The following is a 25,787-nucleotide window of genomic DNA, read 5'->3' on the forward strand; positions in this document are numbered from 1 at the left end:
AAAACGCATTGCTAGAGTCTTTGAAAATGATAAATGGCAAAGAATTAAAAATTTTGAACAAGAGAAACATATAGCACAAGTGGCAGCAGCTAATTATTTAAAAAAAGATACTCGAATAAATATTCGTATTTTTAGTAGTGATTTAATGAGAATAAAACAAAAAGCTGCTTATGAGGGATTACCTTATCAAACTCTTATTTCTAGTATATTATATAAATATTCAGCAGGACATGGTTAATCATATCATTGACTTTATCTATACCGTTCCTAATATTGTTTTGATGAGTTTTTGTGCGGGATTGTGCGGGATGTTTATATTTAACAAAATACATTATTCCTAATAATTTTCAAAAAGCAGAGCTTTTGGAAGTCTTGGTGGGTTTTTATCGGGTGTAGTCGGTAGTATGTACGCGGTATCAACCGGTTTTGTATTAATTTATTTACCTCGATAATTTTAATAAAGTACAAGAAGGGGTGGCAGCAGGATCTATAGTGTTAATGAGGCTTGCAGATAGTGTAGGTTGGCTTCCCCATGAAATGAGACCTGCAATTTATCTAGATATTAAAAGTTATACCAAAGATGTAATGCAGCGTGAATGGTAATTAATGAAAGACGGCAAGCAAATCGGCCATGAAGCTCTTAGTTTCTTCCAAGATATTAATAAGAGACTACAAGCTTATAAAGCAAGCGAGCAAATGCAGCTATTGACTAAGCAGGAAATCATTGAGGAGATAAAAGAGCTTTATACCGTAAGGTATAACAGGGTTAAGCTTTTGTGATTATTTATATTAGACAAACCTTTTCGAGGTCCTTTCGCCGTAAATCAATATGACCTTATTAAGGCTATACATTATATTGAGAGATTAAATTAGTGATCTCTGTAACAACATAACGCCATAATTGATCCGTGCCTTTAGTAATACCTATACGAGCAGTAGTAGAGTAGGGTAGCTTTAAGCCGATATCGCTGACAAAAAATTCGTTGTTATTTATAAGATCGCATTTATTATGAGAAATATTAATTCCTAAATATTTGCATAATTTACCTGGACCGTTGAGGTATAGATTTTCAGGCGAAATAACATGTACGCCTCTTATTAAGGTCGCAGCAGGGAAGCCTTTAGCTTCAGTTACGAAATTTAAACAATAATACATTCCGTAAATTAAATAGACATAGCTAAAGCCTGCAGGGCCAAACATTATATCCGTTCTTTTTGTTCGCCCTCTTGCTGCATGGCAAGCAGGATCATTCTGCCCTATATAGCTTTCAGTTTCAGTAATGATAGCTGTTTTACCTTGGAAATAAAGAGCTTTACCGATTAACTCAGTGCTTACTACATTAGTATCTCTTGCAAAAAATTCACGAGGTAAAGGGATGAGTTTATTCATGTTTTTGAAAAAAAATATTTAAATTCTTATGCCATTTTGTAGGAGTGAAGTTAGTAATTTCATATTCAGCTATATTATTTATATAAAAAGGATCTTCTCTTAATATATCTTTAAGTTGACTTAGTTTTTCTATATTAGCTAAAATAATACCGCCAATTCTTGGATGTATAGGACCTGATAAAATAAAATATCCTTTATCATAACATGTATCTAAAAATTTTCTATGTTCCGTAATAAATTTTTCAACAGAAGAAAGGTCTAAGCCTAAGGTATATTTAAGGTTTACAATAAACATAATTTATATTTTTTTATTAAGTGGTTTAGAATTTTTTATAGAGATTGGAACGGTATCATATCCGCCGTCGCAAAACGGTTGGCATTTGATGATTCTTTTAAAGGTAAGCCATAAGCCTTTTATGCTGCCGTGCATTGATATAGCTTCTTTGGCATATTCAGAACAAGTGGGGTGAAACCGGCAATTATTGCCAAGTAGTGGAGAAATGAAATATTGATAAAATCTCAGTAATAATAATAAGATTCTAGTCATTGTGAAGCTTGTCTATTATTTTTTCCATTTTTTCTTGAGTTAGATCTTCATAATAATCGTCATTAATCTGTACGACCGGAGCGTTAACGCATGCTCCCAAACACTCTATCTCGCTTAAAGTAAATTTTTGATCTTCAGTAGTTTCTTTGAGTTTTACACCTAATTTCTTTTCGCAAATTTTCATTATATCATTACTACCACGCAGCCAGCAAGGAGTAGTAGTACATACTTGGATATGATATTTACCAACTCGCTTTAAGTTAAACATAGTATAAAATGTTGCAACCTCATAAACCCGTATATAAGGCATTTCTAACATATTTGCGACATATTCGATAGCAGGAACAGGTAGCCAGCCGCCGTTTTGACGTTGTGCTAGATCAAGCAGCGGCAGTATTGCACTTCTTTTTCCATGCGGTGGATATTTTTTTATAATCTCTTCTGCTAGATTTAAATTTTTCTTATCAAATGTAAAATTTGTAATTTTTGTATTCATATATTTTTAGTACGGTATAGTTTTATGTCATTCCTGCGAAAGCAGGAATCCATAGCACTATTCAATTAAATCTTTCCATTCAGGATTAGTTTTTTCTATCAGTTCTATTTTCCAACTACGTTGCCATTTTTTCAAGTTTTTTTCTCTTGTAAGTGCTTCTTGAATATCAGTAAATTCTTCTGTATAAACAAGCTTTATAATATTATATTTTGAGGTAAAACCTTTTATTATTTTTTGTTTATGTTCATAAGCACGACGTATTATATTATTAGTAATACCAATATATAAAGTACCATGCTTATTAGAGCATAATATATACCCAATACATTTTTTGTTTTTTAATTTTATTTTATGAATGCCTGCTTTCGCAGGAATGACAGAGCAACGCAAGTACAAGCCCACGGCATGACAAATATATTACCTATCTATCTCACCAAATACTATATCAAGCGTTGCAATAATAGTAATAACATCTGCCATTAAATGACCTTTAGACATAAAATCTAGTCCTTGCAAATGAGCAAAGCCGGGTGCTTTAATACGACATCTATAAGGTCTATTACCTCCTTGTGAGTATAAATATACACCAAATTCGCCTTTAGGGGCTTCTACGGCTTTATAGGTCTCGCCGGCTGGGACGTCATATCCTTCCGTATAGAGCTTAAAATGATGAATCATTGCTTCCATAGATTCTTTCATTTTGGCTCTTGTCGGTGGTGTTAATTTAGGATCATCGGTTTTAACTGCACCTTTCGGCATTTTTTCTATACATTGCTTGATTATCTTGACTGATTCGTACATTTCAAGCATACGAACGAAATATCTGTCGTAACAATCACCGTTTTTGCCGATTGGTACTTTAAAGTCCATTTCATCGTAAACGTCATAAGGGTTTGACTTGCGTAAATCCCAAGCTATACCCGAACCTCTAAGCATTGGTCCTGAAAACCCCCAGTCCATTGCCTCTTTTTGAGACGCAACGCCGATATCTACTAAACGTTGTTTCCATAATCTATTTTCATTTAGTAGACTTTCAATATCATGAAGTTTAGGAGGAAACTGTTCTATAAACTTATCTATATCCTCAAGTAAACCTTCGGGTAAATCTGCTGCAACCCCGCCCGGTCTAAAGTAGTTTGAATGCATACGAGAGCCGGAAACATGCTCGTAAAATTCCATGATCTTTTCTCGCTCTTCAAAGAGCCATAATAAAGGAGTAGTAGCACCGATATCTAAAGCTTGGCTGCCAATATTCAAAGTATGGTTCAAAATTCTTGTTAACTCTGAGAATAGTACCCTGATAAACTGAGCTCTTCGTGGGACTTCGCATTCTAATAACGACTCGACAGCTAAAGCAAATGCATGTTCCTGACACATCGGCGAAACATAATCAAGACGATCAAAATATGGTATAGCCTGTAAATATGTTTTATGCTCAATAAGCTTTTCCGTACCACGATGAAGTAACCCAATATGAGGGGCGGCATTATTTACTACTTCCCCGTCCATCTCAAGGATTAACCTTAAAACTCCGTGAGTGGCCGGATGCTGTGGACCAAGGTTTAGCGTTATAGTGTTGGTGTTGTTAGTCATAGTATTTTTCCTACTGTCACCTAGTTCGTTTGACCACGGGGTCCAGTCCTTTTTATTTTTTTCTGGATCCCGCGATCAAGTCACAGGATGACATTCATTTTATTTCTGGATTCCTGCTTTCGCAGGAATGACATCGGTTGCCTTCTCATCACCTGGCAATACATAACTCGGGCTATGCCAGTGCGAGCTAAAATCAAACTCACGATATTCTATGTCTAAATCGACCGATTCATGAGCTACTTTCTTTAGCTTCTCATCATATTTAACTTGTGTATAGCCTGTTAACGGGAAATCTTTACGTAATGGATGCCCCTCAAATTCGTAATCGGTTAGTATGCGTCTCTTATCGTCATTACCCTCGAAATTTACCCCGTACATATCATAAACTTCACGCTCATACCAACAAGCGGCACTAAATATATTCATTGCTGAAGGTATAGTTTCTTTTTCAGATATATATACTTTTATTATAAGACGCTTATTTAATTTTAAGCTTAATAAATTATATACTACTTCAAACCTTTTATAGTCAATTGATTTGGACTCGCCTACATTGTTGCTCGTCGCTCTCCTATTAGTTATAGGCTTCGCGCCTTGCTCCTTGTAGCCAAGCCCAACTGAATTGACTACGTTATTCTGAGGAAAATCAGCCCCAAATAAATCAGTAAGTAAAGTGAAGCGTAATTCTTCCGATTCTTTTAAAGCTTTTAAAAACGGCAATAAAAAATGCGGCTCGATTTTATAAGCTAGGTAATCTTTAACCGTGATCGGAGTTATTAAAATGCTAGATTTAGCTGCAAGTCTTTCAATGAGTTTGTCTAGCGTCATACTTAAAACCTGTAGTGCGTTTAATTTTTTTCTGTAACTGCATAAGCCCGTAAATTAATGCTTCGGCGGTAGGAGGACAGCCAGGGACATATACGTCAACCGGTACGATTCTATCACAGCCACGCACTACCGAATAGGAAAAGTGGTAATAGCCGCCGCCATTGGCACAGCTACCCATTGAAAGCACCCATTTAGGTTCAGCCATCTGATCATATACTTTACGTAGAGCCGGTGCCATTTTGTTAGTAAGCGTTCCTGCAACTATCATAAGGTCGGACTGTCTTGGACTTGGTCTAAATAACATACCGAAGCGATCCATATCATATCTACTTGCTGCTGCCTGCATCATCTCAACAGCACAACAAGCAAGCCCAAAAGTCATAGGCCATAAGGAATTAGCTCTCGCCCAGCCTATAACGTCATCAACTTTAGTGAGTAAGAATCCTCTATTAGAAAGCTCATTACTTAATAATTCGTCTTCTTGATAAAAATTATTTTTCATATTATTACCAGTCTAAAGCTCCTTTCTTCCATTCATATATGAACCCGATAATAAGTACGAATAAGAAAAACATCATTGAGAAAAAGCCTATTTTACCTATCGTATTAAGACTAATAGCCCAAGGCACTAAAAATGCAATCTCAAGATCAAAGATAATAAATAAAATAGCAACTAAGTAAAAACGTATGTCAAATTTTGATCTTGCATCGCTAAAAGGCTTAAAACCGCACTCATAAGGTTCTAGCTTATCTTTATTATATTTTTTTGTCGATAATAGGTTAGGTAGAATCATTATTAAACCAGAAACCAATATCGCAATACCGAAAAATATAGCAATCGGTAGATATGCTTGTAAAAGTGCTGAGTTTTGTAGCATATGTTTTTTATTATATTTTTCCGTCATTGCGAGAAGAATTGCACAGTAATTCGACGAAGCAATCTCAGGATATTTGATGAGATTGCCACGCAGCCTACGGCTGCTTGCAATGACGTAGGTTTAATGACACTTAACTCTATATTTACCTCAAATAGCATCAATTATCAATGACAATATCAGGTTTAACTAGTAGCTTCATTAAAACTAGTACCCAAATACCGCTTGATATCCACCATATTTGCCAAATATTATATGAAATCATGCCGATAATATAGTAATTTATAAAACATGCATAGGAAATTGCCTTGAAATTTTTATTTTTGAGATTACTAATTTGTTTGAGATATTTATAAACTAAGCATAAAAATAATATTAAACCTATTATACCGAGTTCAAGAGTAATTTGTAATATATTATTATGAGGATGAAGCGGCAAAGGATGCCATTTTGCTCCGTTGTAATCGATCATTTCACTATCACCAGCTTCGATATATTTAGAAGAAGCTAAGCCATAGCCTAAAATCGGCTTTTCAATGATTTTGTTTGCGACGAAATGCCAAATAAATAAACGATGAGCAGCGGAAGGTTGTGTAGCTAAATATTTTTCAGATAAATCTCGTGGTTCTATTTGTTTAGCTATCACAGGAAATAGTAACGAGCCGGTAATTAAACTTATTGCGATTAATTTGAAAAATATCGGCTTCATAAATCTTGTTAAAATAAATATTACTCCTCCTATACCGAAGCCTAAAAAACTTGCTAAACTATCGGAAACACTTAGTAAATAAAGCACTAATATATATAGCATTAATGCATGTCGTTTTTTACCGTTAGAAAGTAAAATTATAATCGCTACCCAAGCGGTAATTGAAAGTAAAGCACAACCACGATCGAGCATATATAAGCCAAAACTAGCTTTGAATATTCTTGTTAAAAATCCATGAGAAAAATATTCGATGAAGAATAATAATATTGCTGTGAGAATTCCGAATATTAAAGCGTTTTTAAGCTGTAAGCGATTTTGAAAAGGAGCAGAATTACTAACTGCAAAGCCAAGAAATAAGAGTATAAAAACTTGAGTAAAAGTAGCTAAGCTATTAATAAGATGAATTGCGAATAAACAAGATATAAAGCACCAAGCGGTGAATAACATTGTCATCCCGCGAGCTTGTGGCGGGATCCAGTCTTTTTTTATTTTTTGGATACCGTGGTCAAGCCACGGTATGACATTGTTACTGGATTGCCACGCTCCTTTCAGTCGCTCACAATGACGATTAATACCTCGCAGGAATGATATAAGCAAAAAAATTGTAACAGTAGCTGCAGCTGATAAGCCCGCCAGCATCCCAAGGCTTGGAATTAAAAATATTAAACTTGAAATTAAATATTGCATCTAAAAACAATCTTTAGCAAAAATTTCGTAGATTGGGTGTTCAAACGTTGAAAGTGAAATGCTTGAAGAAATCATCCATCCTTGAAAGAGTAAATTAGGATCTTCGTCTATTTTATATTCCGTTATGGTCATCAACAAATAATTATCTTCATTATATGGATCAAGGTTTTTTATACATTTGTGCAATTTGATTTTTATATTACCGAAATATTTTTCTTCCCCGACTTTAAAATCTATCTCTTCAGAAGTAGCAGTAATGTTATTTAGAGCAATAATCTTGCCATTTGTATAATTCTTAAACTCAGAACTATCATTAATATTATCGTTTGGATTTAAAATAGGATGATTTTCATCAAGAGGGATAAATACGTCATTTTCAATATTTTCGGTTGTAGTAACCGACTCTAAATTTTCTGCGAATATAGGAAAATTAATGCATATAGTAATGATAAAAATAATTTTTAGTAATTTCATAGATAAATATATTATTTTTCAAAATTATATACTATAGGGGATTAATGGCAATGATAACTTATTATAAGGTTGTAAGGTCATTGCGAGCGACTGCAAGGAGCGTGGCAATTTCAGGAATCTTGCTTGAGATTTGCTTTGTCAAAACTTACAATTTTTTCCTCGCAATGACGATGTAGGTACAATATGCTACTCTAAAGAACTATTAAATTCTATTTTACGACAGGATTTTCATAGTTTTATAATTAAGGTACTTAATACTATAATCCTGGAGCGGAGTATTTCCAAGTAAGCATATAAGAATAATTACCGATTATTTAAATGCCGTGCAAAGCAGTGATATTAATCGTTTAATAATTAATATACCGCCAAGGAGCTTACAATCTATTTGTGTTAGCGTTGCTTGGCCTGCTTATTTATTGGGGGTTAATCCTACCAAAAGGATTTATGGTTGCCAGCTATTCTCAAATACTTAGCATTAAACACTCACTAGATTGTTGGTTCATTTTAAATTCTGATTGGTATAAAGAACTTTTCCCAAGTACTATCCTTCGTAAAACCCATAATCAAAAAAGTAAGTTTTTAACGACAGCTAATGGCTTTAGATTTGCAACATCGGTTGGAGGATCGGCAACAGGTGAGGGTGGTGATATCTTAATTATCGATGATCCTCATAACCCCACGCAAATTCATTCGTATAAAACACGTAGGAAAGTTATAGATTGGTTTGAGCAAACTTTTGTTAGCAGACGAAATAATCGTAATAAGGGAGCGATAGTTTGAGTTATGCAGCGTCTGCATACGGATGATTTATCCGGTTATCTACTTAATAATAGCAATTCATGGCATCATTTAAAAATTCCAGTGATTAGCATTCAAGATTACTCCTTTAAATTAATGAATAAAGAATATCAATATCTTAGTGGTAAAGTATTAGACAGCTATAAAGAACCTCCTGATTGTTTAATGAAATTAGAGCAGGAAATAGGTAGCTATAATGATAATGCTCAATATTTACAAGAACCGATAGCACCAAGGTCATCGTTACTGAATATGGAAGATATTAGCTTTTATGAAAATCTACCTTCAAGATTTGATTATTTTGTGCAAAGCTGGGATACGGCAATTAAGATTTCCGAAGATTCCGATTATAGTGTTTGTACTATGTGGGGGATTTTTGAACAGAAATATTATCTAGTATCATTAGTACGGGAAAAAATTAATTATCCTGAGCTTAAGAATTTGACAGAAAAATTAGCTAGAGAATATCAGCCAAAATTTGTATTAAGCGAAGATACAGCAAGTGGTCAACAATTGATTCAAGATATGGGATTTTTAGGTGATAATATTAGAGTGATAGGGATTAAGCCAAGATTTGATAAAGTTACAAGATGCGTCTCGGTAGTTCCTTTATTTCAATCAGTTAGTGTTCTAATACCTAAACAATCAAGCATAATTTTAAAGGAATTACTGAATTTTCCCCATATTAAAAATGACGATATAGTAGATTCAGTTAGCCAGTTCTTGAATTTTATGAAGGATAAATCGTTTAAATATCCTGCAAGGATTAGGAGTTTAATATAAAAATAGTTGTTTTTTTGTATGGATTTTTTGTATGGATGTTGGTAGTATTCATGTCATTCCTGCGAAAGCGGGAATCTAGTAAAAATACAATTATCCGTTTATGGATTCCTGCTTTCGCAGGAATGACATAGGATTGTGGTATGACACTGATTAGGCTGGGTAGCAAAGTGGTAATGCCGTGGACTGCAAATCCTCTATTCGTCGGTTCGATTCCGACCCTGGCCTCCATTATAGAAATTAAAACATCTTATGGAATTTATTTCGCAATTCCTAGAAATGCTTTTAGCCGAGAGAGCATTGTCAAAAAATTCCATACTTAGCTATAAGCGTGACTTATTCGATTTTCAAAATTATCTTGCTAAACAAAAATTATCCGAATTAAATATTACTACTGAGAATATTAGAGACTGGATTGAGTATCTAGCAAGTAATGATTTGCAGGCACGCTCAATCAACAGAAAAATCTCAACTATAAAAAGTTATTATGAATTTTTAATTAGCGAAAACCATACCGCTTTTAATCCGGTTCTTAAAGTAGATTTGCCCAAATATCAAAATAAACTTCCCGAAATATTATCTATAGGTCAAATTAAATCGTTACTTGAACATTGCTCTCAAGATAATTCTCCTGAAGGTATCAGGCTTAATGCTATGATTCATTTGCTTTATGCTAGCGGTCTTAGAGTCTCGGAGCTTGTTAGTCTTAGGCTTGCTGATATTCTGACTAATAAAACGTCTAAAGGAGAAGTAAGAAAAATATTTTCGGTACTTGGTAAAGGTAATAAGGAAAGAGTCATAGTAATAAATGAACAGGCAGTTATCAGTATTGCTAAATATCTTGCAATTAGAGATGTTTTTGTAAATAAAGCTAAACCAAGAAATCTAATTTATTTATTTCCCTCATCAGCTTTAGCGGGTTATATGACTAGGCAAAATTTTGCTATTCTGTTAAAATCTGCTGCCCTTTATGCAGGACTTAACCCTGAGCATATTTCGCCGCATATATTACGTCACAGTTTTGCAAGTCATTTGCTTGAGGGCGGAGCAGACTTAAGAGTAATTCAAGAGCTGCTTGGTCACGCTGATATATCTACTACCCAAATATATACTCATCTTCACACTAATCATCTCAAAAAAGCATTGTTGTATCATCCTCTCAATAAAAATTAATTTATCTTAATCTTGTATAAAGTACTTGTTAATATTTCTTAACTCAATATAATACTCCTTGATTTAATGTAAGGAATAAATTATATGAAGCTAAAAGAAATTATAATCTCTTGTATTAGTAAACCTAGAGACATTGAAAAAGAAGATTCTAGATTAGCTCAAAAGCAAGCCGGGTTAGGATGCAAAAATCAAGAAGTAGAATTTAGCAACTATTATGAGTTACTTAAAAAAATTCAACAAGGAGCAATAACTTTAGAAGTTATAGAAAATTTAAGGAAATTAAAAGGAGATGATAAAAAATCTTTTCTAGCAGATGTAGAAGAGATGATATCTAACAATAGGTTACATGAGCTTAATGCAAAAATAATGAAACATGCTTTAGATTTAGTTGATTCTAAAGATGCAGTTTTTTTACTTCGTAGAACAAAAGAGGATAGTATATTTCGAGATCTAATATATTTAGAAGCAAAAGAAAACAGGTTTACTGTAGAAATTGATAAAAAAGGAACTTTGAAAATTAACTTTCCTAGTGGGGTACTTGAGCTTTACAAGCTATTAATTGATAATTTCTATTTGAAAAAATTTGAGGAGGAGGAATTGCAGAAAAAATTATATCAAGAATTGTTCACTGATTTCAAAATTCCTTTTGAAAAACTAATTCAAAACAAGGAATTGCAGAAAAAATTATATCAAAAATTATTACCTGATTTCAAAATTCCTTTTGAAAAACTAAATTTTTTGGAAAATTTTATTGAATGCTTAAAAGAATTTTATATTAAACATAGTTTAGCACGAAGCATAATGGGTTTATTTGTAAGTAGAGATATTAAAGAACATGCTGTATGTGAAGAATTACTTGAATTAGATACATTTAAAAAATTATTTGAGGCAAAAATGTCATTATATGGAACTTCTGCTGATGCTAAATTATTAGTGGTTGATTATGTATTAAATGATGTACAAGGTGTTTATATTAGCAATTTAGCATCGTCAAATATTTTAGATTTAGTAATGCATAGTCAATCGCATAATGAAACAATAGAATCAATAGAAATTTTGGGTAATAGCTAAGGACCAGTATGACTTGTTAGATACTGTTTTAAAGTTTTGATTATAAATATAGTAAAAACATCTAGAAATTAATTTAATCTATCATTAATATTTAAATAATTATAAGTTAGATTAATACTCAATATGGCTACAAAAAATAAAAAAGAAACAGTGAATACTGAAACAAAAAATTTAGCAAATTTAGTTATCCAAGGAATAGGTGACGAAAATTTTGATTTTGGTGTTTTGCAAAAGATGCAGCAGGCTTTTAGTACTGCAAGTAAGCAAAAACAAAGAGAAGCTTTTATAAGTTTGTTAGATAAAAAGCTTAATAAAGAGCAATTACATAAACTCAATCAAGCAATAATGGAAAATGCAAATGAATTAATGCCGGATAACGATCCTAATTTCGTTTGTCGTACTCCTAATAATAAAGTTTTTCAAGAAATATTATTATTGGAAGCCAAACGCTCAGGTATGAAAGCAAAATTTAATGATAAAGGAGAATTACAATCTCTTGATGTAAAAGATATAACACAGGAAATATTAGATCACTATAGTATGTTACAAGAAAAATTTTATCCCAAAAGAGATTCTAAAGATTTGATAGATAGTAGAATAGCTCAAAGTATTAATTTTTTATTATATGCTCCACTTTTCCGAGAATCAGATATATATACAAAATTAGGTTTAAAATCTGCTGAGATAGAGCGAGAAATACAAGATCCTAACGGTAAGTATGCTAAACCATTAGTAGATGCTAAAATAGGCACTAATATAAATTTTAATACCAAAGAAAATTTAGAAAATAAAGCACATGAAGGAAAAGAAACTAAGATATCTTCAATAATTGAAAAAGCAATAACAAAACTCAAGAAAGACAAAAAAGTAAATATTGAAGATACGAGACAAGGAGAAATAAAAAGGCATTTATCTAAATCCTTAGAAGGAGCTTCTGATTATATATTAACATTCAAAAAAAATGACTTAGTAGATGTAATATATCAAGGATTAGATAAAAGACAAACTTGGTGGTCAAAGATTGTTAATTATATAGGTATAAAATCATATTCCATTTCTAAAGAAAATCTTGAGAAAATAGGCACAATAATAAATAGTGAAATGAAAAATTCTCATACCCCTTTAAAGATAGAAGCACAAGAACAGTTAAAACAAATCGCAAAAGAGTTAAATAGATTAAATAATCCGGCATCATTGCCGTTAAAGGCTAAAAAGGTTCAGGCAAAATCTAAAAAACCGCCTGTTCCTCCAAAACCTGAACACCTCAAAAAAAGAAATCATGGATTGTGATGACTTTGTTGTGTAACTTGGAAAATACAGTTGTCATCCCGTGATTTATTCACGGGATCTAGCTTAAAATACTAATAATATTAGTATTTTTATTGTTTTTATGGACGTGACACAGTGGATTTTATTGGTCCACACAAGCAAGCCTTTGGCGGGAATGACATTAATCCCTACAATAATTTATTACTTCCCATAATATTATAACCGCAATCTACATAATGGACTTCACCGGTAACACCTTCAGATAATGCACTAAATAAATATACTGCTGCTCCTCCTACATCTTCTTGAGTAGTATTACGTTTTAATGGTGCGGTTGCAGCGTGAGATTTAAGCATAGTACTAAAATCACCTATTGCACTAGATGCTAAAGTTTTGATAGGTCCTGCCGAAATAGCATTTACCCTAATATTATTTTCTCCCATATCGTTTGCTAGATATTTTATACTAGCCTCAAGTGCAGCTTTGGCTACTCCCATAACGTTATAATTAGGTATAACTTTTTCAGCGCCGTAGTAAGTTAATGTCACAATGCTTCCGCCGTCATGCATTAAAGCTTCTGCGGACCTTGAGAGTGCTAAAAGAGAGTAACATGATATATGTAAAGCATTATGAAAATTTTCTAAGCTAGTATCAACATACCGTCCTTTTAATTCATTTTTATCGGCAAAAGCCATACCGTGAAGTAAGAAATCGAAGCTACCCCATTTCTCTTTTATATCATCAAATAAATTACTAATTGATTTTGGATTCGTAACATCAAGTTCGCTAACAACATTACAACCTATTTCCTCAGCGAGTGGTTTAACTCGTTTTTCTAGTACTTCCGATTGATAAGTAAACCATAGCTCTGCTCCGTGTTTTTTAGCAAGCTGTGCAATCGCCCACGATATTGACATATTATTTGCAATACCTGTAATTAAGCCTTTTTTTCCTTGTAGTAATCCTGTAGTCATTTATTTACTCATTATATTAAAACTTGCTGAAATGATAGCATGATGTATGATTTTGTAAACAAATAATCGATAAAAATGTATAAACCTAAAATCATATGTTTACTGCTAGGGATATTAAGCGGTTTAGTTTTTGCTCCGACTTTCTTTATACCGGCATTATTCACGTTATCTTACTTATGTTATATAGTTCAAAAATCCGCCAATTGGCAAGAAGCTACAAAATTTGGTTATTTATTCGGTTTTGGGCATTTTTTAAGTGGAATATATTGGATAAGTATCGGTGTTAGCGTTTATATTGCAGATTTTTGGTGGGCAATTCCTTTTGCGTTATTTGGACTACCTATAGTTTTAGCTTGCTTTATATCGGCAAGCTGCACGCTTAGTTTTTTTGCTAAAAATAATAAATATTACCAATTTATATTCTGTTTATGTTGGGTATTATTTGAGTGGGTACGTTCGTGGATTTTTACCGGTCTTCCTTGGAATTTGATCGGTTATGCTTTTTCGTTTTCAGATATTTTAATACAGTCTTTAAGTATAATAGGGATATATGGGCTTAGTTTTATAGTTATATATATTTCTACATCAGCTTATCCTTTATTTAGCAAGCAATTTACTCAGTTAAAAATATTACTAGCTAGTTCAGTCCTAGTATTAACCGTAATTGTCATTTACGGAGCAGTAAGGCTAAGTAACAACCATACAAATTTCACTGATATAAAAGTACGATTAGTGCAACCTTCAATACCTCAAACCGAAAAATGGAATGAAGAAGAATTTTGGCATAATTTAATGCTACATATTAATTTATCGGCAAATTTGGAACCTACCGATTTAATTATTTGGTCTGAGGCAGCATTAGTAGTACCTGATGATATACCGCAAGTTAAATCAAAATTATTAAAAATGCTAAATTCTACAAATGCTATTTTGATAACAGGAGGAATTTCGGATAATAAAAAACAAGGTGATGAGTTTGAACTTTATTCAGCTATGTATGCTCTTGATAAAAATAATCATAAATTATTTGAATACCATAAATCACATTTAGTACCTTTCGGTGAGTATATGCCCCTTAAAAAGATACTACCGTTTAAAAAATTAACTTATGGTTTAATTGATTATAAAGAAGGAAACGGAGGGCTTGTTTATCTTGAAAAATATAATCTTAAAATTAAACCTTTGATTTGTTATGAATCTATTTTTCCTGATTTTGTACAGACAAATAATGAAATAGCCGATGTAATAATTAATATTACAAATGATGCATGGTATGGTAAATCAAGCGGTCCATATCAGCATTTTCATATTAGTAGAAGTAGAGCCGTAGAGAACGGTTTACCTATGATTAGAGTAGCGAATAACGGTATTTCAGCTATAGTAGATCCTTTTGGCAGAACAATAAAAAAACTAAATCTAAATGAAATAAATTATACGCAAGGTTTAATTCCTAAAAAACTAATCTCTCCAACTATATTCTCGCAATTCGGTAATGTTACTATTCTATTACTCATCGTTTTTATACTTTTAATTAATTATTTATTAGCCTTGATTCTTGATAACCAAAGGGTTTTAGCATTATTATATTAAATTTTTAATAAAGTTGCTTGATTAAATATAAAGTAATATATACTACATTAAAAGTTGAATAGACTTTATTAATAATTAAAGCTTATTATTAAAATGAATGATTCAATAAAACATCTGGACAAACTCGCAAGTGAACGTTTAAAAGAACGATGTCTTGCTGTAGGTATTAGCCAAAAAGAATTAGGGCAAGCTTTAGATATTAGTGCTCTCCAAGTTAAAAAATATGAAGAAGGTTTAAGTAATATACCGTAAGTAGGTTATATGTTTTTGCAAAAGTTTTAAATACGCCTTTAAAATATTTCTTTAATAGTTCTGAAGAAGAAAAGTTAAAAGCTGACGATGAAAATATTCCTAATAATAAAATTGAATATCTATTCAAAGAAATAGAAAGTGATTTCTTAAATAATATTGCTGAAGAAGAAGGGCAATATGAACATGATATCTCTTTTGATTATAAAGAATTATCAAGGACTATGGAAAGAGCACTTTTATCGTTAACTAGAGCATTTACTAGAGTACAAAATCCAAATATTAGAAAAATAATCATTGAACTTGTCAGATCAGTATCGATACCTTGTGAATAATATTTAAATTTTCATTGTTAGCATTACCACAGTATTAATTTTTGTTAAGGTTTAGTAAATTCTGAACCGTCAACAATTATTAAATATATTGGAGGAAGTTTATGAGTAAAAGTAAGGCTATCGAAAAAACGGTATTAGTAATACCAATAGTCTAAACGGTAAATATATGGCTCCAAGACCGGAAGGAGTAAAACCTACCTGTGTAGTAATTACTTATTCTGTAAGCAAGGATATTAAGGCTACTCGTGAAGTATTGGATGAGCGAGGTGCAAGTGTTCATTACATAATTGATAAGGATGGGGCTCAAAAAGAATATCATAATGATTTAACAGATCAAGCTTTTTATGCGGGCAAGAGTAGTTGGAAAGGAGAAGTAGGTGTGAATAAGTTTGGTATTGGAGTCATGCTTATTAATGATGCAAAAAGTGATTTGCCTGAAGAGCAAATAGGGAAATTAAAAGAATTTCTTAAGGATGTAGCAGAAAGATATCCAGATTTAGATTTAAAACATGATTTAGTCGGTCTTGGTGCAGTAACTGTAAACCGAGAAGGAAATGCTCATATAGCTTCTGGATCAAAATTTCCTTGGAAAGAATTAGCTGAAGCTGGTTTTGGTAGATATTTTGAGACTACGCAAGAGCAAAAGAGTGAAGTATTATTAAGTCTTGATAGTACTGGAGAAAAAGTTAATACTTTACAGGAAAATTTAAAAGAATATGGCTATGGAGTAGAATCCACAAGTACATTTGATCAATTTACTCAGTAAGCAGTTAGAGTATTTAATGATCGTTATGGTACAGGTTTACCAAGCGAAGAGCCACCTGTAAGTTGGACTGAAGCAGGTCAAGATGTTCTATCGCAATTACTAGGGCAAACGGTATTAGAACAAACAGAAAATGCATAGTTTAAGAAATGAATTCCTGTTTCATTTTGCAAGCCTTGCTTCATGGGTACTGAATAGTCATTAAGAGAATGAATGGCTTGTTTAGGTCATTCCTGCGTGGATCGATTCCACCCCTATCATCCCGCGACTTGATCGCGGGATCCAGTTTAAAAATACTAAAAATTTAGTATTTTTAAATTACTTTTATGGATACCGTGGTCAAGCCACGGTATGACACCAAATGCATTTTTCGATCCACGCAACAATGTTATGCGGGGATGACATCGAGTAAGTTTTTTGTAGCCGTGCAACAACTTTATACAATAATAACGTTTCGCAAAAGCGGTCATGACATCGAAGTATATGCTATCTCAAGTAATTCTTTTAGGCAATACTATTTATTGGTGATTGACATAATCTTAAAATGGTGCTAAACATTAAAAATTAAGAGGCTATCTGTAAATAAGTTTTAATTGGTAATTAAAGAGCTTTTTTAGTGAAAATTGATAAGATTTTTGAAAGAATATCACTTTATATTTCAAAAAAGTCTTACAATTTGCAGTAAAAAATAATTTAATTAGTCTTAAAATTTATTTACAGATAGCCTCTAAGGTAGAGTTTTCTTGACTATTTAGCTTCTAGTCAAAAAAAGATAAGCTTTTTATCTTTACTTTATATTTCTACAGTTAAAAATATTTATGATATCTTTAAAGGTTAATAGTTTAATACAAAATTGGCGTTGGCGTAGATAATTTTTTGCGTTTATGTGTTTGCTATATGCAAATTTAAATTTTGATTATAACTTATAACAGGATATTAAAATGTTTATCTCTAATATTTTTCAAAAATTTTTTTCTTTTCTTTTTGTTTTATTCATCACAGCTGCAGTTTATGCGGATCAAAAGAAAGTAGCAGTCATTGTTCCACTTGAACATGCCGCCATGACTGAGATTATATCAGGAATTAAAGAGTCGCTAAAAGATATAGATGCAGAAATTATAGTTAAAAATGCTCATGCTGATTCAAATATTTTACTTGCCATTATAAAACAAATAACAGATCAGGATATTGATGTAATAATTCCAATAGGCACGACAGTCAGCCAAACTGTTATTTCTCATATAACAAATAAACCGATTGTTTGTGCTGCTGCTATAATTAATAGTAAAAACCTACCTTTAGTTACCGGTGTTAACGATGAGATAAAAATCACTGATACCATTAGTAAATTACCTTTTTTACAGAATATCACTTTAATTTATAGCAGTAGCGAGAAAGTTATACCTGAAGTAGAAATATTAAAATTATATGCTGGAAAAAACAATATTTCTCTGCACACGGTAATGATACAAAATTTTAATGATATGCCTGTGGCTGTAAAAAATGCTCCTGAAAATACGCAGAGTTTTATAATTTTGAAAGATCATTTAATAGTCAGTGGGATTAATATTTTAAAGCAAGAAGCATCTAAACGCCGTATTCCGATAATTGCTTCCGATGAAGGTTCGGTAATTAGCGGGGCAACTATTGCGGTAGGAGTACAAGAGAAGCAAGTAGGCGTAGCAGCAGGTTTAATGGCAAAAAAAATCTTACAAGGAATAGAACCGAAAGATATTCCATTTGGGGATATGAAAGACTTAACTTTATTTATTAACCTTAAATCATTTGTTAAACAAGATATTCTTACTAAAGAAAATTTATCCGTACTTCCTTTCACGCGTAAAGAACTTGAAGAGTAGTCACATGAACATTTTAGTTACTGCTCTTGAGCAATCCTTAATAATGCTGCCGCTTATTTTAGGGATGTATATAAGTTATCGGATTCTCAAAATTACCGATCTTACCGTAGACGGTACTTATGTACTGGGTGCGGCAGTGTTTGCCCGCAGTCTTTCATTTGGGTTATTTCCTGCATTAATATTTGTCGTAATAGCAGGCGGAATTATAGGCAGTATAGTTAGTTTTATGCAGAAGAATAACCGCATTAACGGGCTTATAGTCGGAATACTTGCAAGTTTTATGCTTTATTCGGTTAACTTACAAATTATGCAGAGTCCTAATATATCGGTTCTTGGTATGCCGACTCTATTATCTATATTAGATCTCGAAAATTGGTTAATACCTTTAGTAATAATCAATTGTCTTATTATATGTTCAGTTATAATTTTATTAAAAGGTAAGCTCGGTTTATTTCTTCGTGCTTTTGGTTTTAATAAAGATTTGTTGATTAATTTAGGAAAACCTGCCGAGCTTTACCGTACTATCGGTCTTAGCATAAGTAATTGTTTGGCTGCTTTAACCGGTACTTTATCTGCACAAGTAAATGGTTTTGCCGATATTAATATGGGTTTCGGGGTGGCACTAGTCGGTATCGGTGCGATTGTTATAGGGCGTCATATTTTAATCCATGCTAATAATTTTAATGCGTTTAAAGAGATATTTTCTTATTTGATAGGTATATTATTTTACTTTATTGCTCTGGGCGTTTTACTCCGAATTGGCATCGATCCCATAAATCTTAAGCTTATTTTAGGGATAGTATTGTTTATTTCGTTGAGTTCTGTAAAAAGAGAGGCTTTATGAAACCTTATTTATATGCAGAAAATATACAGTTCAAAGTTAAAGAAAGAACCGAACCTATAATTGTTGAAACTACTTTAAATATTGCTAAAGAAGAGTTTGTTGTAATATTGGGTCATAACGGTAGCGGTAAGTCTACTTTAGCTAAAATACTTGCCGGCTATTTAAAACCTACTAGCGGGAAAGTGTGTCTAGATCAAGTCAGAATCGATAAAATACCTAAAGGACAAAAAGCTTCTACATTAGTTACATTAACACAAAAAGCTGAAGAGAGGCTATTTACCGAGCTAACCCTTGAAGAAAATATCATTTTGTGGGAAAGTAGATTCTCTAGTAATGAACGGTTAACAAGTAGCGAGTTGTTAGAGCTTACAGGTTCGCCTAAACGCTTTTTGCCTTTACTTGCACAGCCATTAGGTAAATTTTCCGGCGGAGAAAAGCAGATTATACTGCTGGCACTTAGCATAGCTCATCCACCTAAAATATTATTTCTAGACGAACATACGGCACATTTAGATCCGAAAGCTTCTTTGGAAGTGATGAAAAAAACAGCAGAGATTATAGAGAAACATAAGATAACTTCCGTTATGATCACGCATAATTTAGAAGATGCCGTAAATTACGGCGAAAGGCTTATAGTCTTAGATAGTGGTAAGGTAGTACTAGACTACCTAAAACCACCGGGTTTTTCTTTAAAAGAACTTAAAGAGATTTTAAATTAGACTTGAATATCTGCACCTATCTGTCCGACTAATTCAGTACCGAAAGAATATTCACAAATATAATCTATTAACTTACTTTTTACATTCTCGTTAGTAGTCTGATAAAGAAGCACGAAATTAATAATATCATCCTTATTTTCCCTATTGTAAAGGCGTATCTTCACTTCAGTCGATAACTTTTCTTCTGTTGAAGTTGATGGAGCCGGTACTACTATAGGGGTTGCTACAGGAGTAACTAATGCTGGAGCTGCTAAAGGATTATTATCATTAACATTATAATTTAAAACTTTTTCTATTAACTCTGCTCTTGTATCTTCATTAATACTAATCTCAATTAAAGTATTAATAATGCCATCTTGATCTTCACCGTTTTTAAGACGTTGCATAACATCTTTTAATAATTTTTCGTGTGTATTTTTTGCAAACCCTTCTTCATCCGGTAAATCATAATTATAATCATTAACATCCATGTCTTTATAATTGTTGGCTGATTTTGCACCCAAGTATTTTTGTATGGTGTTAATTTTTAATTGCTCATTAATATGAGAATTATATTTTTTTAATGCATAAACTATCTTTTCTTTATCAACACCTATCTTTACAAGTGCTGTTATACTGTGATCGAATGGATTACGCAATAGAATTGTCCTATATCAGCACCTTTAGATATTAACTTCTCAAGTAACCATTTATCTCTTGATGTTAGTGCGTGATTAAAAATTGACTCACCACATGCATTAATGTTAAGATTAACGTTATTATTTAAAAAGAAGTCCAGTAACGTTTTATTTTGACCTGATTTATGCTTTAGTAGCAAATAAAAAAAAGGTGTGCCGCCATAATTGTCTACTGTATCAATTTCACTGCCGGGTTGTAATAAAATTTGAGTTATTTCGTGCTGTTTAGAATAAGTTGCATAATGTATAGGTATACGTCCCTTGCCATCTTTGGTATTATAACATCCATATTTTTTCAAGTAAAAAGCCCATTATTTCCTATTGTTGTCGCATAATGTATAGGTGAGTATAGATATTCATACTCAACTTCAAAACTTGTCCCCTTGTCTAATAAAATTTTAGCTATTTCTTTAGTGCTTGCATAAAATAATGCCGTATGTCCTTTTTTATCCTTAGCATTGACATCATGACCTTGCTCAATTAATTCTTGAACAATATTTGCATTTCCGGCTGAGGCTGCTATACTAAGCGGTGTACGGTTGTCTTCAGCTTCAATTAAGGTGTCATATATTTCATATTTCAGGGTCTGGTGCACGTACATTGTCCTCTGCTACTATTTCTGTAGAAGTAGTGGTTGTTGCTGGTGCCGGTGCTGCTACCGGAGCTGTTACGGGCTTATTGTCGTTAATATTATAATTAAAAAGTTTTTCTATTAATTTCTCTATTGTAACATCATCTATATCAGAATAAAATTCAGGATTCATAATTAATCCGTTGATAATTTTATTTTTATCATCCTCATTTTTAATATTTTTCTTCAGCTCAGCAAGTTGTTCTGCTTTGAATGCAGGCAGTGCTGAGCGTGCATTAGCGGAATCAGTTAGTATTTCTTTAATTTCTGGTTTAGATGCATAATCTATAGTTTTTTTTCCTTTAGCATCTAAAGCATTAACATCGGCACCTTGTGAAAGTAAAAGTCTAACATTATTTACATTCCCTATACGTGCTGCATTATGTAAAAACCGTACTACCGTCTGGAAGTCTGTAATTAGCACTATTTGTTGGTTGATTCATCATATAAATATTCCTTTATGTTTAAGTATTATTTTGTCGTGCGAGCTATACATAATATTTTGAATTTCTGCAAGCTAATAGTTAATTATTAATTAATAAAATTTAGTATGTTTATACTTTTTAGTGACTGAATTCCCGCTTCCGTGTATGGGTGTCAAATTAAGAGCGGTCTTACTCAATGTCATACCCACGAAAGCGGGTATCCATAAAATGACTGTCACCCCGTGGCCAAGCCACGGGGTCCAGAAAAAAATTAAAAAAGACTGGATCCCGCGATCAAGTCGCGGGATGATATTAGAGGTTAATGGATTCCTGCTTTCGCAGGAATGACATAGATTCTTAGTTGACACTCATGCGTTTCCTCAGGAATGGTATAAGAATTAAGCAATATCGCCTGTTAGTTCAGTTTCAAAAAGATTAGCTGAATCATAAATTATTTGCTCTGTAGTTTCAGTCCAATAAGGGTTGTTTTGGTACTTTTCATATCAAATGTGGTATTTAGTGTTTCCTCTGTTTCTTTACTTGTTGCTACTTCCTTTAATATAATATCACTACCCGTGATTTTAAAACTAGGATGTAAAGATAAAAGTGTCTTGAATGCTTTATATTCTAAGGATTGTGTGTCGTTGTTAAAAAATGCGGCAATACTTTCAATCTTTTTTGTAAAAGTAGGATCTTCAAATATTCCTAATGAAGTAATTGAGGAGTAAAAATATGGAAAGTTATTATCCATGTGATATTTATATTCATCATAATTCTTTTTTAAAAAACCTTTGTATTTGTTGTAACTGTCTATAAAATTTTTATTTCCTGTTTTATTGTCTGAGTTAACTATCGCATCTTTAAGAAAGTTATTTACTACTTTATGATGAATATCATTTGAATATTCAAATATGGCTTTAGGTCTTACCTCATCAATATTAACATTATTAATAGTTGAAAAATTATTAGAGATATTATTAAAGGTTAGCGGTTTATTATAAGTTAATAAAGATTTAAGTATAATCTCTTTATTTTTACATTTAAATGCTCAAATGTCCAAACTCGTTCAGGAGGGTTATTGTTATCTACTATTAATTGCTGCACCATGTTGAAGTAAAATCTCAATTAATTCTTGCTTTTCAATTGGTGTGATGGTTAAAATTAGCATCAGCACCATTTTTAAGTAAAAGCTCAGCAGCCTTAATATTTTCATCAAATACTGAAGAATATAAAGGAGTAAAGCCGTAATGATTTTTTATTTCTAAATCAATATTAGTAGCATTTTGGAGTAAAAATTCCATTTTATCTATAGAATTAAATGCTATGAGTTTATGTAAAATCGTTTGTCCGTAGTTATCCTTAATATTAAGACTAGCATTATGTTCAAGTAATAATTTAGCTCTGTCCATATATCCTGTAAATAATGTATGGTGTAATGCTGTTTCTCCACGTGCATTTTTGTGTTCGTCAAGATTAACGCCTTTTTTTAATCAAGCTTGAACTTCGCTAAGTTCACCAAAAGCGAGTGTTGCGAATAGATTATTTTCATGATCATTCATCATAGTTTTTTCTCTTTTTTAAATTAGTTGAAATTATTATTTTTATACAATTCCTAACTAATTCTTAAAAAATTGAAATATAAAATATATAAAAATATTGGAATTGTCATTATACACAATATTTTTAATTAAGTTAATAGTTAATTTTTTAACTATTTATTAGATTTTGGATAAAACCAAACTAGGAGTAAACAGATTAGAAGACCGATATTTAAGAGTAGATTATACTCTGTCATAGAAATACCAAAGATTTTGATGGCGGGTTTCGTGCAGGACGTGATTGGCTGCGAGTAGAACATTTGTTTGATGTGTTGTATAGACAAGCCTTTCGGGATACGAATCATTGATGAACAAAGAGCACTTGGTTGTACTATGCCTCTTTCTACGAAGCTATGATAGGTTGATAATATGCAAGAGCTAAGGATAGTTAGGAGAATGAATATTAAAGTATACTTACTTAACTGTCGGATGATTAAAGCAGTTAAGCAAATTTTGATTAGGATTAAATAAGGAAATCGTTCGTAAACGCATAAAGGACAGGGTGTATAATGGAATATATATTCAGCAATATAAGCGGTAGCAAGTGCTATTATAGAAATTGCAATCAGTCCTAAATGTAGAACTTTATAGCTATCTTTTCTGATGTAATTTATAATAGTATTAAATGGCATGGTTTTTTTGTTCTTAATGTCATTGCGAGCGACTGCAAGGCGCGTGGCAATCTCAGGAAGTTTGATGAGATTGCCACGCCGCTTCGCGCCTCGCAATGAGGGCATTTAATTTGATATTTTACAAATAAATAAATTTAGTATATTGTCACTGATTATTAATTAATGCAAGAAAAATAAATGTCAGAAATTTGGGAAGATGCTATTAAGTCAAACGCGTGGCCTTTTGTTGAGGCTAAGAAGATATTAGACAGCTTAAACGGTAAAATTCCTGAGAAGGGGTATGTATTATTTGAAACGGGTTACGGTCCTTCAGGTTTACCTCATATCGGTACTTTTGGTGAAAATGCCCGTATGGTGATGGTACAGAAAGCATTTGAGCAATTATCCGATATTCCGACTAAACTAATTTGCTTTTCCGATGATATGGACGGGCTTCGTAAAGTACCTAGCAATATCCCAAATCCTGAAATGGTGGCACAGTATATGGATATGCCGCTTACTTCTATCCCTGATACATTCGGTGAATGTGAAAGTTATGGGCATTATATGAATGCAAAGCTTCGCTCATTCCTTGATCAATTCGGCTTTGAGTATGAATTTTATAGCAGTACTAACTGTTATAAAGCTGGTATGTTTGATGAGATGCTGATAATGGTGCTTGAGAAATATTACGAGATAATGGAGCTAATGCTACCGACTTTTAGAGAAGAGCGCAAGGCTACCTATTCACCTTTCATGCCTATATGTCCGAAAACCGGTAAGGTACTGCAAGTACTTATAGAGAAATGGGATGCTAAAGCAGGCACTGTAACGTATAAAGATGAAGCCGGTAATTATATAGAAGTACCGGTAACGGGAGGGCATTGCAAATTACAGTGGAAGCCGGATTTTGGTATGCGTTGGGCTGCGCTTAAAGTCGATTATGAGATGTACGGCAAAGACCATTTGGCAAATGCTCGTCTTTATTCAGAAATTTGCCGAATCCTAGGAGGAAAGCCGCCGGTGCAGTTATGTTATGAGTTATTCTTAGATGAAAACGGTGAGAAAATATCAAAATCAAAAGGTAATAGCATTAGCGTTGATGATTGGATTAAATATGCTCCTGTTGAAAGTATGGCATTATTTATGTATCAAAATCCGACTAGAGCTAAGCGTTTGTTTTTTGATGTAATTCCTAAAAATGTTGATGAATATATTACTTTTAACCAGAAATATCATTTAGAGGAGGATAGGGCAAAGCGTTTTGCAAATCCCGTTTATCACATCCATCACGGAAATGTACCGAAAATTGAGACTTTTGGAATTACCTATTCGTTGCTTTTAAATCTTACTTCTGTGTGTAATCCTTCGGATAAATCAGTGCTTTGGGGATTTATTAGCAAATATGAGCCAAAAGCAACTCCAAATACTAGCCCTTATCTTGACCATTTAGCAGAATTTGCTATAAGATATTATAATGACTTTATTAAAGCACATAAATCATATTTATCTCCTTCTGAAAAGCATAAGGTTATTTTGCGGGATATATTAGATATGTTATCTGATATAGCTGATCAAACCGAAGCTGAGGCAATTCAGAAAGCAATATATAATATAGGAATGAAAGCAGGATATGAAAATCTGCGTGATTACTTCAAAGATTTATATCAAATATTGCTTGGACAGAATGAAGGTCCAAGACTTGGGACTTTTATAAAGCTTTACGGGGTGCAGGAAATGAAAAAGCTGGTTGAAGGGCAGTTGTAGCCTATATATCATTCCCGCATGGGTATCTAAGCGTCATTGCGAACGAAGGAAGTGA

30 protein-coding genes, 1 tRNA gene and 5 pseudogenes are annotated in these 25,787 nt (G+C 32.6%); 16 read left to right on the forward strand and 20 right to left on the reverse strand.

Going from position 1 to position 25,787, the window contains the following annotated elements; translation table 11 throughout:
- The first annotated feature begins 79 nt into the window (after positions 1-79).
- The 3 genes from A3305_RS10640 (at position 80) to A3305_RS10645 (ending at position 780) form a co-directional block, all read left to right on the forward strand.
- Positions 80-238 carry a hypothetical protein gene (locus tag A3305_RS10640; protein ID WP_014392113.1) on the forward strand — a complete coding sequence of 53 codons (159 nt, stop codon included), beginning with the start codon at positions 80-82 and terminating at the stop codon, positions 236-238.
- Positions 239-474: 236 nt separating this feature from the next.
- The gene (locus A3305_RS11270; RefSeq protein WP_264357847.1) at positions 475-603 is read left to right on the forward strand and encodes a hypothetical protein; all 129 of its coding nucleotides are present in this window, start codon (positions 475-477) and stop codon (positions 601-603) included.
- 3 nt (positions 604-606) lie between these two features.
- Positions 607-780 (forward strand): hypothetical protein, encoded by a 174-nt coding sequence (locus tag A3305_RS10645; protein WP_226984022.1) that lies wholly within the window; start codon positions 607-609, stop codon positions 778-780.
- A 64-nt stretch (positions 781-844) separates the two neighbouring features.
- Here A3305_RS10645 and A3305_RS05725 read toward each other — a convergent pair whose 3' ends face one another.
- The 11 genes and pseudogenes from A3305_RS05725 to A3305_RS05775 all read right to left on the reverse strand — a co-directional run bounded on the left by A3305_RS05725 (position 845) and on the right by A3305_RS05775 (position 7,599).
- A complete protein-coding gene (locus A3305_RS05725) occupies positions 845-1,390 on the reverse strand; it encodes a DNA-3-methyladenine glycosylase (protein ID WP_014392114.1) in 546 nt (181 codons plus the stop codon).
- Positions 1,383-1,685 (reverse strand): YciI family protein, encoded by a 303-nt coding sequence (locus A3305_RS05730; protein WP_014392115.1) that lies wholly within the window; start codon positions 1,683-1,685, stop codon positions 1,383-1,385. Before A3305_RS05730 ends, A3305_RS05725 begins: the two co-directional genes overlap by 8 nt.
- A 3-nt stretch (positions 1,686-1,688) precedes the next feature.
- On the reverse strand, positions 1,689-1,937 hold the full coding sequence (gene yidD / locus A3305_RS05735) for a membrane protein insertion efficiency factor YidD (protein ID WP_014392116.1): 249 nt from the start codon (positions 1,935-1,937) through the stop codon (positions 1,689-1,691).
- Positions 1,930-2,433 carry an NADH-quinone oxidoreductase subunit NuoE gene (nuoE, locus tag A3305_RS05740; protein ID WP_014392117.1) on the reverse strand — a complete coding sequence of 168 codons (504 nt, stop codon included), beginning with the start codon at positions 2,431-2,433 and terminating at the stop codon, positions 1,930-1,932. The genes yidD and nuoE overlap by 8 nt, the downstream gene beginning before the upstream one ends.
- Before the next feature lie 57 nt (positions 2,434-2,490).
- A pseudogene (locus tag A3305_RS05745) lies at positions 2,491-2,761 on the reverse strand (GIY-YIG nuclease family protein).
- A gap of 89 nt (positions 2,762-2,850) precedes the next feature.
- Positions 2,851-4,026: an NADH dehydrogenase (quinone) subunit D gene (gene nuoD, locus A3305_RS05750; RefSeq protein ID WP_014392119.1), complete on the reverse strand. Its 1,176-nt coding sequence runs from the start codon at positions 4,024-4,026 to the stop codon at positions 2,851-2,853.
- Positions 4,027-4,125: 99 nt separating this feature from the next.
- Positions 4,126-4,854, reverse strand: a complete 729-nt coding sequence (locus tag A3305_RS05755) for an NADH-quinone oxidoreductase subunit C (protein WP_014392120.1) — start codon at positions 4,852-4,854, stop codon at positions 4,126-4,128.
- A complete protein-coding gene (locus A3305_RS05760) occupies positions 4,832-5,356 on the reverse strand; it encodes a NuoB/complex I 20 kDa subunit family protein (protein WP_004995988.1) in 525 nt (174 codons plus the stop codon). The genes A3305_RS05755 and A3305_RS05760 overlap by 23 nt, the downstream gene beginning before the upstream one ends.
- A gap of 4 nt (positions 5,357-5,360) precedes the next feature.
- Positions 5,361-5,732 (reverse strand): NADH-quinone oxidoreductase subunit A, encoded by a 372-nt coding sequence (locus A3305_RS05765; RefSeq protein WP_014392121.1) that lies wholly within the window; start codon positions 5,730-5,732, stop codon positions 5,361-5,363.
- 157 nt (positions 5,733-5,889) lie between these two features.
- On the reverse strand, positions 5,890-7,125 hold the full coding sequence (locus A3305_RS05770; RefSeq protein WP_014392122.1) for an O-antigen ligase family protein: 1,236 nt from the start codon (positions 7,123-7,125) through the stop codon (positions 5,890-5,892).
- The gene (locus A3305_RS05775) at positions 7,126-7,599 is read right to left on the reverse strand and encodes a DUF2155 domain-containing protein (RefSeq protein ID WP_014392123.1); all 474 of its coding nucleotides are present in this window, start codon (positions 7,597-7,599) and stop codon (positions 7,126-7,128) included.
- Positions 7,600-8,043: 444 nt separating this feature from the next.
- Here A3305_RS05775 and A3305_RS10650 point away from each other — a divergent pair, with 444 nt between their 5' ends.
- From A3305_RS10650 to A3305_RS05800, 6 genes are all read left to right on the forward strand, one after another.
- Positions 8,044-8,379 carry a hypothetical protein gene (locus tag A3305_RS10650; RefSeq protein ID WP_226984023.1) on the forward strand — a complete coding sequence of 112 codons (336 nt, stop codon included), beginning with the start codon at positions 8,044-8,046 and terminating at the stop codon, positions 8,377-8,379.
- A gap of 3 nt (positions 8,380-8,382) precedes the next feature.
- On the forward strand, positions 8,383-9,180 hold the full coding sequence (gene terL, locus A3305_RS10655; protein WP_226984024.1) for a phage terminase large subunit: 798 nt from the start codon (positions 8,383-8,385) through the stop codon (positions 9,178-9,180).
- A gap of 153 nt (positions 9,181-9,333) precedes the next feature.
- Positions 9,334-9,408: transfer RNA gene (locus A3305_RS05785), tRNA-Cys, on the forward strand.
- A 21-nt stretch (positions 9,409-9,429) separates the two neighbouring features.
- On the forward strand, positions 9,430-10,350 hold the full coding sequence (locus tag A3305_RS05790; protein ID WP_014392124.1) for a site-specific tyrosine recombinase XerD: 921 nt from the start codon (positions 9,430-9,432) through the stop codon (positions 10,348-10,350).
- A gap of 84 nt (positions 10,351-10,434) precedes the next feature.
- Entirely contained in the window at positions 10,435-11,421 is a 987-nt protein-coding gene (locus A3305_RS05795; protein ID WP_014392125.1) for a DUF5410 family protein, read from the forward strand.
- A gap of 123 nt (positions 11,422-11,544) precedes the next feature.
- Positions 11,545-12,711, forward strand: a complete 1,167-nt coding sequence (locus A3305_RS05800; RefSeq protein ID WP_014392126.1) for a DUF5410 domain-containing protein — start codon at positions 11,545-11,547, stop codon at positions 12,709-12,711.
- 167 nt (positions 12,712-12,878) lie between these two features.
- Here the strand turns inward: A3305_RS05800 and fabI are convergent, their stop codons facing one another.
- Positions 12,879-13,664, reverse strand: coding sequence for an enoyl-ACP reductase FabI (gene fabI, locus A3305_RS05805; RefSeq protein WP_014392127.1), 786 nt, complete (start codon positions 13,662-13,664; stop codon positions 12,879-12,881).
- A gap of 75 nt (positions 13,665-13,739) precedes the next feature.
- Here fabI and lnt point away from each other — a divergent pair, with 75 nt between their 5' ends.
- From lnt to A3305_RS05840, 6 genes and pseudogenes are all read left to right on the forward strand, one after another.
- Positions 13,740-15,254: an apolipoprotein N-acyltransferase gene (gene lnt / locus A3305_RS05810; protein WP_014392128.1), complete on the forward strand. Its 1,515-nt coding sequence runs from the start codon at positions 13,740-13,742 to the stop codon at positions 15,252-15,254.
- 93 nt (positions 15,255-15,347) lie between these two features.
- A complete protein-coding gene (locus A3305_RS10660; RefSeq protein WP_226984025.1) occupies positions 15,348-15,506 on the forward strand; it encodes a helix-turn-helix domain-containing protein in 159 nt (52 codons plus the stop codon).
- Between the two features lie 433 nt (positions 15,507-15,939).
- Positions 15,940-16,742: pseudogene (locus A3305_RS05825) on the forward strand (N-acetylmuramoyl-L-alanine amidase).
- A gap of 800 nt (positions 16,743-17,542) precedes the next feature.
- Positions 17,543-18,460: an ABC transporter substrate binding protein gene (locus A3305_RS05830; protein ID WP_014392130.1), complete on the forward strand. Its 918-nt coding sequence runs from the start codon at positions 17,543-17,545 to the stop codon at positions 18,458-18,460.
- A gap of 4 nt (positions 18,461-18,464) precedes the next feature.
- Positions 18,465-19,304, forward strand: coding sequence for an ABC transporter permease (locus A3305_RS05835; RefSeq protein WP_014392131.1), 840 nt, complete (start codon positions 18,465-18,467; stop codon positions 19,302-19,304).
- Positions 19,301-20,023 carry an ATP-binding cassette domain-containing protein gene (locus tag A3305_RS05840; RefSeq protein WP_014392132.1) on the forward strand — a complete coding sequence of 241 codons (723 nt, stop codon included), beginning with the start codon at positions 19,301-19,303 and terminating at the stop codon, positions 20,021-20,023. The genes A3305_RS05835 and A3305_RS05840 overlap by 4 nt, the downstream gene beginning before the upstream one ends.
- Positions 20,024-20,102: 79 nt before the next feature.
- Here the strand turns inward: A3305_RS05840 and A3305_RS05845 are convergent.
- The 8 genes and pseudogenes from A3305_RS05845 to A3305_RS05875 form a co-directional block, all read right to left on the reverse strand.
- Positions 20,103-20,526, reverse strand: a pseudogene (locus A3305_RS05845) (hypothetical protein).
- Positions 20,527-20,633: 107 nt separating this feature from the next.
- Entirely contained in the window at positions 20,634-20,999 is a 366-nt protein-coding gene (locus A3305_RS05850; protein WP_014392134.1) for an ankyrin repeat domain-containing protein, read from the reverse strand.
- Positions 20,996-21,295 carry an ankyrin repeat domain-containing protein gene (locus A3305_RS10665; protein WP_231289087.1) on the reverse strand — a complete coding sequence of 100 codons (300 nt, stop codon included), beginning with the start codon at positions 21,293-21,295 and terminating at the stop codon, positions 20,996-20,998. The genes A3305_RS05850 and A3305_RS10665 overlap by 4 nt, the downstream gene beginning before the upstream one ends.
- Before the next feature lie 379 nt (positions 21,296-21,674).
- Positions 21,675-21,755, reverse strand: a pseudogene (locus A3305_RS11855) (hypothetical protein); the annotation flags it as partial.
- 452 nt (positions 21,756-22,207) lie between these two features.
- Positions 22,208-22,507 (reverse strand): hypothetical protein, encoded by a 300-nt coding sequence (locus tag A3305_RS05865; protein WP_014392135.1) that lies wholly within the window; start codon positions 22,505-22,507, stop codon positions 22,208-22,210.
- 388 nt (positions 22,508-22,895) lie between these two features.
- Positions 22,896-23,057: a hypothetical protein gene (locus A3305_RS11570; protein WP_331270786.1), complete on the reverse strand. Its 162-nt coding sequence runs from the start codon at positions 23,055-23,057 to the stop codon at positions 22,896-22,898.
- A 3-nt stretch (positions 23,058-23,060) separates the two neighbouring features.
- A pseudogene (locus A3305_RS11575) lies at positions 23,061-23,177 on the reverse strand (ankyrin repeat domain-containing protein); the annotation flags it as partial.
- Between the two features lie 290 nt (positions 23,178-23,467).
- A complete protein-coding gene (locus A3305_RS05875; RefSeq protein ID WP_014392137.1) occupies positions 23,468-23,986 on the reverse strand; it encodes a disulfide bond formation protein B in 519 nt (172 codons plus the stop codon).
- A gap of 177 nt (positions 23,987-24,163) precedes the next feature.
- On the opposite strand from A3305_RS05875, the gene A3305_RS05880 reads away from it, so the two are divergent.
- A complete protein-coding gene (locus A3305_RS05880) occupies positions 24,164-25,732 on the forward strand; it encodes a lysine--tRNA ligase (protein ID WP_014392138.1) in 1,569 nt (522 codons plus the stop codon).
- Positions 25,733-25,787 lie beyond the last annotated feature (55 nt).

The sequence above is a fragment of the Rickettsia amblyommatis genome, from assembly GCF_002078335.1.
In the GTDB taxonomy this organism is placed as follows: Bacteria; Pseudomonadota; Alphaproteobacteria; order Rickettsiales; family Rickettsiaceae; genus Rickettsia; species Rickettsia rickettsii.

Coding starts and splice junctions, on each gene's coding strand:
- nuoD (WP_014392119.1), bottom strand. CDS start 4,026: ATGACTAACAACACCAACACTATAACGCTAAACCTTGGTCCACAGCAT.
- A3305_RS05765 (WP_014392121.1), bottom strand. CDS start 5,732: ATGCTACAAAACTCAGCACTTTTACAAGCATATCTACCGATTGCTATA.
- A3305_RS05875 (WP_014392137.1), bottom strand. CDS start 23,986: ATGCCATTTAATACTATTATAAATTACATCAGAAAAGATAGCTATAAA.
- A3305_RS10660 (WP_226984025.1), top strand. CDS start 15,348: ATGAATGATTCAATAAAACATCTGGACAAACTCGCAAGTGAACGTTTA.
- A3305_RS05760 (WP_004995988.1), bottom strand. CDS start 5,356: ATGAAAAATAATTTTTATCAAGAAGACGAATTATTAAGTAATGAGCTT.
- yidD (WP_014392116.1), bottom strand. CDS start 1,937: ATGACTAGAATCTTATTATTATTACTGAGATTTTATCAATATTTCATT.
- terL (WP_226984024.1), top strand. CDS start 8,383: ATGCAGCGTCTGCATACGGATGATTTATCCGGTTATCTACTTAATAAT.
- nuoE (WP_014392117.1), bottom strand. CDS start 2,433: ATGAATACAAAAATTACAAATTTTACATTTGATAAGAAAAATTTAAAT.
- A3305_RS05790 (WP_014392124.1), top strand. CDS start 9,430: ATGGAATTTATTTCGCAATTCCTAGAAATGCTTTTAGCCGAGAGAGCA.
- A3305_RS10645 (WP_226984022.1), top strand. CDS start 607: ATGAAAGACGGCAAGCAAATCGGCCATGAAGCTCTTAGTTTCTTCCAA.
- A3305_RS05835 (WP_014392131.1), top strand. CDS start 18,465: ATGAACATTTTAGTTACTGCTCTTGAGCAATCCTTAATAATGCTGCCG.
- A3305_RS05880 (WP_014392138.1), top strand. CDS start 24,164: ATGTCAGAAATTTGGGAAGATGCTATTAAGTCAAACGCGTGGCCTTTT.
- A3305_RS05775 (WP_014392123.1), bottom strand. CDS start 7,599: ATGAAATTACTAAAAATTATTTTTATCATTACTATATGCATTAATTTT.
- A3305_RS05755 (WP_014392120.1), bottom strand. CDS start 4,854: ATGACGCTAGACAAACTCATTGAAAGACTTGCAGCTAAATCTAGCATT.
- A3305_RS05770 (WP_014392122.1), bottom strand. CDS start 7,125: ATGCAATATTTAATTTCAAGTTTAATATTTTTAATTCCAAGCCTTGGG.
- A3305_RS05840 (WP_014392132.1), top strand. CDS start 19,301: ATGAAACCTTATTTATATGCAGAAAATATACAGTTCAAAGTTAAAGAA.
- A3305_RS05725 (WP_014392114.1), bottom strand. CDS start 1,390: ATGAATAAACTCATCCCTTTACCTCGTGAATTTTTTGCAAGAGATACT.
- A3305_RS10650 (WP_226984023.1), top strand. CDS start 8,044: ATGGTTGCCAGCTATTCTCAAATACTTAGCATTAAACACTCACTAGAT.
- A3305_RS11570 (WP_331270786.1), bottom strand. CDS start 23,057: ATGGAATTTTTACTCCAAAATGCTACTAATATTGATTTAGAAATAAAA.
- A3305_RS05800 (WP_014392126.1), top strand. CDS start 11,545: ATGGCTACAAAAAATAAAAAAGAAACAGTGAATACTGAAACAAAAAAT.
- fabI (WP_014392127.1), bottom strand. CDS start 13,664: ATGACTACAGGATTACTACAAGGAAAAAAAGGCTTAATTACAGGTATT.
- A3305_RS05795 (WP_014392125.1), top strand. CDS start 10,435: ATGAAGCTAAAAGAAATTATAATCTCTTGTATTAGTAAACCTAGAGAC.
- lnt (WP_014392128.1), top strand. CDS start 13,740: ATGTATAAACCTAAAATCATATGTTTACTGCTAGGGATATTAAGCGGT.
- A3305_RS05830 (WP_014392130.1), top strand. CDS start 17,543: ATGTTTATCTCTAATATTTTTCAAAAATTTTTTTCTTTTCTTTTTGTT.
- A3305_RS05730 (WP_014392115.1), bottom strand. CDS start 1,685: ATGTTTATTGTAAACCTTAAATATACCTTAGGCTTAGACCTTTCTTCT.
- A3305_RS05865 (WP_014392135.1), bottom strand. CDS start 22,507: ATGGATAATAACTTTCCATATTTTTACTCCTCAATTACTTCATTAGGA.